Source organism: Vibrio sp. Isolate30, assembly GCF_022397975.1.
Classification (GTDB): domain Bacteria; phylum Pseudomonadota; class Gammaproteobacteria; order Enterobacterales; family Vibrionaceae; genus Vibrio; species Vibrio fortis.
The window spans coordinates 1-4,540 of the sequence record NZ_JAKEUS010000020.1 but is presented as its reverse complement, the minus strand read 5'-3'; the positions used below and the strand labels follow the sequence as shown (position 1 = coordinate 4,540).

1 pseudogene is annotated in these 4,540 nt (G+C 48.1%); it reads left to right on the top strand.

Going from position 1 to position 4,540, the window contains the following annotated elements:
• A pseudogene (locus L1D60_RS23310) lies at nt 1-4,540 on the top strand (hypothetical protein); the annotation flags it as partial.

Sequence of the window (4,540 nt, the reverse complement as noted above, 5' to 3'; positions counted from 1 at the left end):
AGCAAGGCATGAGCAATGGCGTCTTGAACATCGAAGAGCCGACCGTGGCCGATCTGGCGGCTGGGGTGGTGACCACAACCACGATTGATGTAATGCCAGAGCAAAGTGCCGATGGCGCGACCATCACTCAGTTTACTTACGATGGTGGTGCGCCACTGATGCTCGATCAAGATGACTCCGGTGAGCAAGAGTTTATTTTTACTGAGGGCTCATTATTTATCACGCTTGAAGGTGATGTGCGCTTCGAGCTGAATCGCGACCTCGACCATGAAAGTGGTCCAATCGTGAAATCAATAGTGGTGACCTCTAGCGATGGTGATGTGGATGTCGAAACTGCGACGGTTCTGCTGACGATTACGGATGGTGATATCCCAACCATCGAATCAGTGCCAAGCGTGTCGCTATCGGAAACGCAGCTTGCCGATGGCTCTGTACCAAGTGGTGTTACGGTCAGCCAAACAAAAACTATCTCGTTCACCAACCAAAGTGATGATGTTGAGAAGTTCCGACTTGAGCCGACAGAGTTCAATATTGGTGGTGTGTTAACCTCAAATAACATCGTGGTAGAGCTAAAAGAAGATCCAGTAGATTCTGGTAACTACGTTGGTTTCATTGATGACGGTGGGACGGAAGTTCTCGTATTTACGCTGAGCTTCTCAGGGACCACCCTTGGCGAATACACCTTTACGTTACTTGAAGCGTTAGATCATGCCGATGGTCTAGATAACAACGAGCTGACTTTCGAACTGCCTGTCTATGCCGTAGACAGCGATGGCGATGATTCGTTGATGTCGCCATTGTCAGTCACCATTGGCGATGACGTGCAGATCATGGCTAATGGCACGCTCGATATCACTGAGCCAACCGTCGCAGATTTGGCTGCTGGTACTGTGACCACCAACACCATTGATGTGATGCCAGCTCAAAGTGCTGATGGGGCGGTGATTACCCAATTCACTTACGATGGCGGTGCGGCTCAAACCCTAGACTCGACCGTCACAGGCGAACAGAAGTTCACGTTCACCGAAGGTGATTTGTACGTCACCATCGAAGGTAATGTACGCTTCGAGCCAAACCGAGATTTAGATCATGAAGCTGGCGATATCGTTAAGTCTTTAGTGTTCACCTCTAGCGATGGCGACGCCGATGTAGAAACGGCGACGGTAACGCTTACGATATCTGATGGTGATATTCCAACCATTGAATCAGTACCAAGTATCGCACTTGCTGAAGCAGATTTAGCCGATGGTTCTTCTCCAATTATTGGCGCAGTAAGCCAAACCGAGACCATCTCGTTTACCAATCAAAGCGATGATGTTGAGAAATTCCGATTAGAGCCGACGGAGTTTAATACCGATAACTCACTCAAATCAGATGGCTTGATCATTGAGATCCGCGAGGAGCCAACGGGGTCGGGCAACTATATTGGTTTTACCACTGATATTTCGAATGCAGAGACTACGGTCTTTACACTGGATTTCAGCTCAACAACGTTAGGTGAATACACGTTTACTCTTTTTGAAGCGATTGACCACGATCCGATTCAAGGCAATAACGATCTAACGTTTAATCTACCAGTCTATGCCGTTGATACCGATGGTGATGACTCGTTAATGTCACCGCTGTCAGTGACCATCACCGATGATGCCCAAGTGATGGCGAGTGGTGCATTGAGCATCGAAGAGCCTACTGTCGCTGATTTGGCGGCTGGCACGCCAACCACATCAGTCTTCGATGTGCTAACTAGCGCAAGTGCTGATGGTGCGAGTGTCACTCAGTTCACTTATGACGGCACGGCTTACACGCTTGACCAAACGGATAGCTCTGAGCAAGAGTTTACCTTCACAGAGGGCTCACTGTTTATCACCACGCAAGGTGAAGTACGCTTCGAGCCAAACCGAGATTTAGACCACTCGGTTGGTGATATTGTTAAGAGCATTGTTGTGACTTCTAGCGATGGTGATGATGATGTGCTGACTTCTACGGTTACGCTGACCATTACCGATGGCGATGTGCCGACCATTGATGTGATTCCTCCTATTTCATTGTCTGAATCGAATTTAACAGGTGGATCTGATCCGTCGAGCTCTGCGGTCAGTGACACGAAAGTTATTCAGTTTACTGATGAAAGTGATGATGTGGCATCGTTCCGTATTGAGCCAACTCTGTTCAATACGTTAGGTGCTTTAACAGCGAATAACTTGGCGGTTCAGATTAAAGAAGATCCAAACGATCCAGGTGATTACATTGGCTTTGTTAAAGATGCTTCCGATGTTGAAACCAACGTCTTTACCATCAGTTTCTCTGATACAAATTTAGGCCAGTACACCTTTACGCTTCTGGAAGCGCTGGACCATGAAGATGGTTTGGACAAAAACACGGTCATTTTCGATGTTCCAGTGTTTGCCGTTGATAGTGATGGGGACGACTCTTTGATGTCACCACTTACCGTGACCATCGAAGATGATGAGCAAGGCATGAGTAACGGCGTCTTGACCATCGAAGAGCCCACAGTGGCTGATTTGGCAGCTGGGGTGGTGACCACAACCACCATTGATGTGATGCCAGAGCAAAGTGCAGATGGCGCGACCATTACTGAGTTTACTTACGATGGTGGTACGCCTCTGGTGCTCGATCAAGATGACTCTGGCGAGCAAGAGTTTATCTTCACCGAGGGTTCTCTATTTATCATGCTTGAAGGTGATGTACGCTTCGAGCCGAATCGCGACCTTGACCATGAAAGTGGTCCAATCGTGAAATCGATTGTGGTGACTTCGAGCGATGGTGATGTGGACATAGAAACCGCAACGGTAGTACTGACGATTACGGATGGTGATATCCCAACCATTGAATCAGTGCCAAGCGTGTCGCTGTCTGAATCTGATCTGGCCGATGGCTCTACACCTAGTGGTGTTGCGGTTAGCCAAACTGAAACTATCTCATTCACCAACCAAAGTGATGATGTTGAGAAATTCCAACTTGAACCAACCCAATTCAATATTGGCGGTGCATTAACCTCAAATAACATCGCGGTAGAGCTAAAAGAAGATCCAGTAGATTCTGGTAACTACGTTGGCTTTATCAATGACGGCGGTACGGAAGTTCCCGTATTTACGCTGAGCTTCTCAGGGACCACCCTTGGCGAATACACCTTTACGTTACTTGAAGCGTTAGACCATGCTGATGGTCTAGATAACAACGAGCTGACTTTCGAACTGCCAGTCTATGCCGTAGACAGCGATGGTGATGATTCACTCATGTCGCTACTGTCAGTCACCATCGGTGATGACGTTCAAATCATGGCGAACGGCACGCTTGATATCACTGAGCCAACCGTCGCAGATTTGGCTGCTGGTACTGTGACCACCAACACTATTGATGTGATGCCAGCTCAAAGCGCTGATGGGGCGGTAATTACCCAATTCACATACGATGGCGGTGCGGCTCAAACCCTAGACTCGACCATCACGGGCGAACAAAAGTTCACGTTCACAGAAGGCGATGTGTACGTCACCATCGAAGGTAATGTACGCTTCGAGCCAAACCGAGATTTAGACCACAAAGCCGGCGATATCGTTAAGTCTTTAGTGTTTACCTCAAGCGATGGCGACGTTGATGTAGAAACGGCGACAGTAACGCTTACGATATCTGATGGTGATATTCCAACCATTGAATCAGTACCAAGTATCGCACTTGCCGAAGCAGATTTAGCCGATGGCTCTTCTCCAATCATTGGCGCAGTAAGCCAAACAGAGACCATCTCGTTTACTAATCAAAGCGATGATGTAGAGAAGTTCCGATTAGAGCCAAGCGAGTTCAACAGTGATGACTCTTTGAAATCCGACGGACTTCCAATAGATTTGAAAGAAGACCCAGCAGGCTCGGGCAGTTATATTGGTTTCACGACCAGTGCGACCAATGTGGAAACGCAAATCTTCACACTAAGCTTTAGTGCTGCGACTCTTGGCGAATATACGTTCACATTGTTGGAGAATATCGATCACGAGGATGGTCGTGGCAATAACGATCTAACGTTTAATCTACCAGTCTATGCCGTTGATACTGACGGCGATGACTCGTTAATGTCGCCGCTGTCAGTGACGATCACCGATGATGTTCAAGTGATGGCGAGTGGTGCATTGAGCATCGAAGAGCCTACTGTTGCCGATTTAGTCGCAGGCACGCCAACCACATCAGTCTTCGATGTGCTCACTAGCGCAAGTGCCGATGGTGCCAGCGTCACTCAGTTCACTTATGACGGCACGGCTTACACGCTCGACCAAACGGATAGCTCTGAGCAAGAGTTTATCTTCACGGAGGGCTCGCTGTTTATCACCACACAAGGTGACGTACGCTTCGAGCCAAACCGAGATTTAGACCACTCGGCTGGTGATATTGTTAAGAGCATTGTTGTCACATCTAGCGATGGCGACGATGATGTTCTTACATCTACGGTTACGCTGACCATTACCGATGGCGATGTGCCGATCATTGCTGTGATTCCTCCTATTTCATTGTCTGAATCGAATTTAACAGGCGG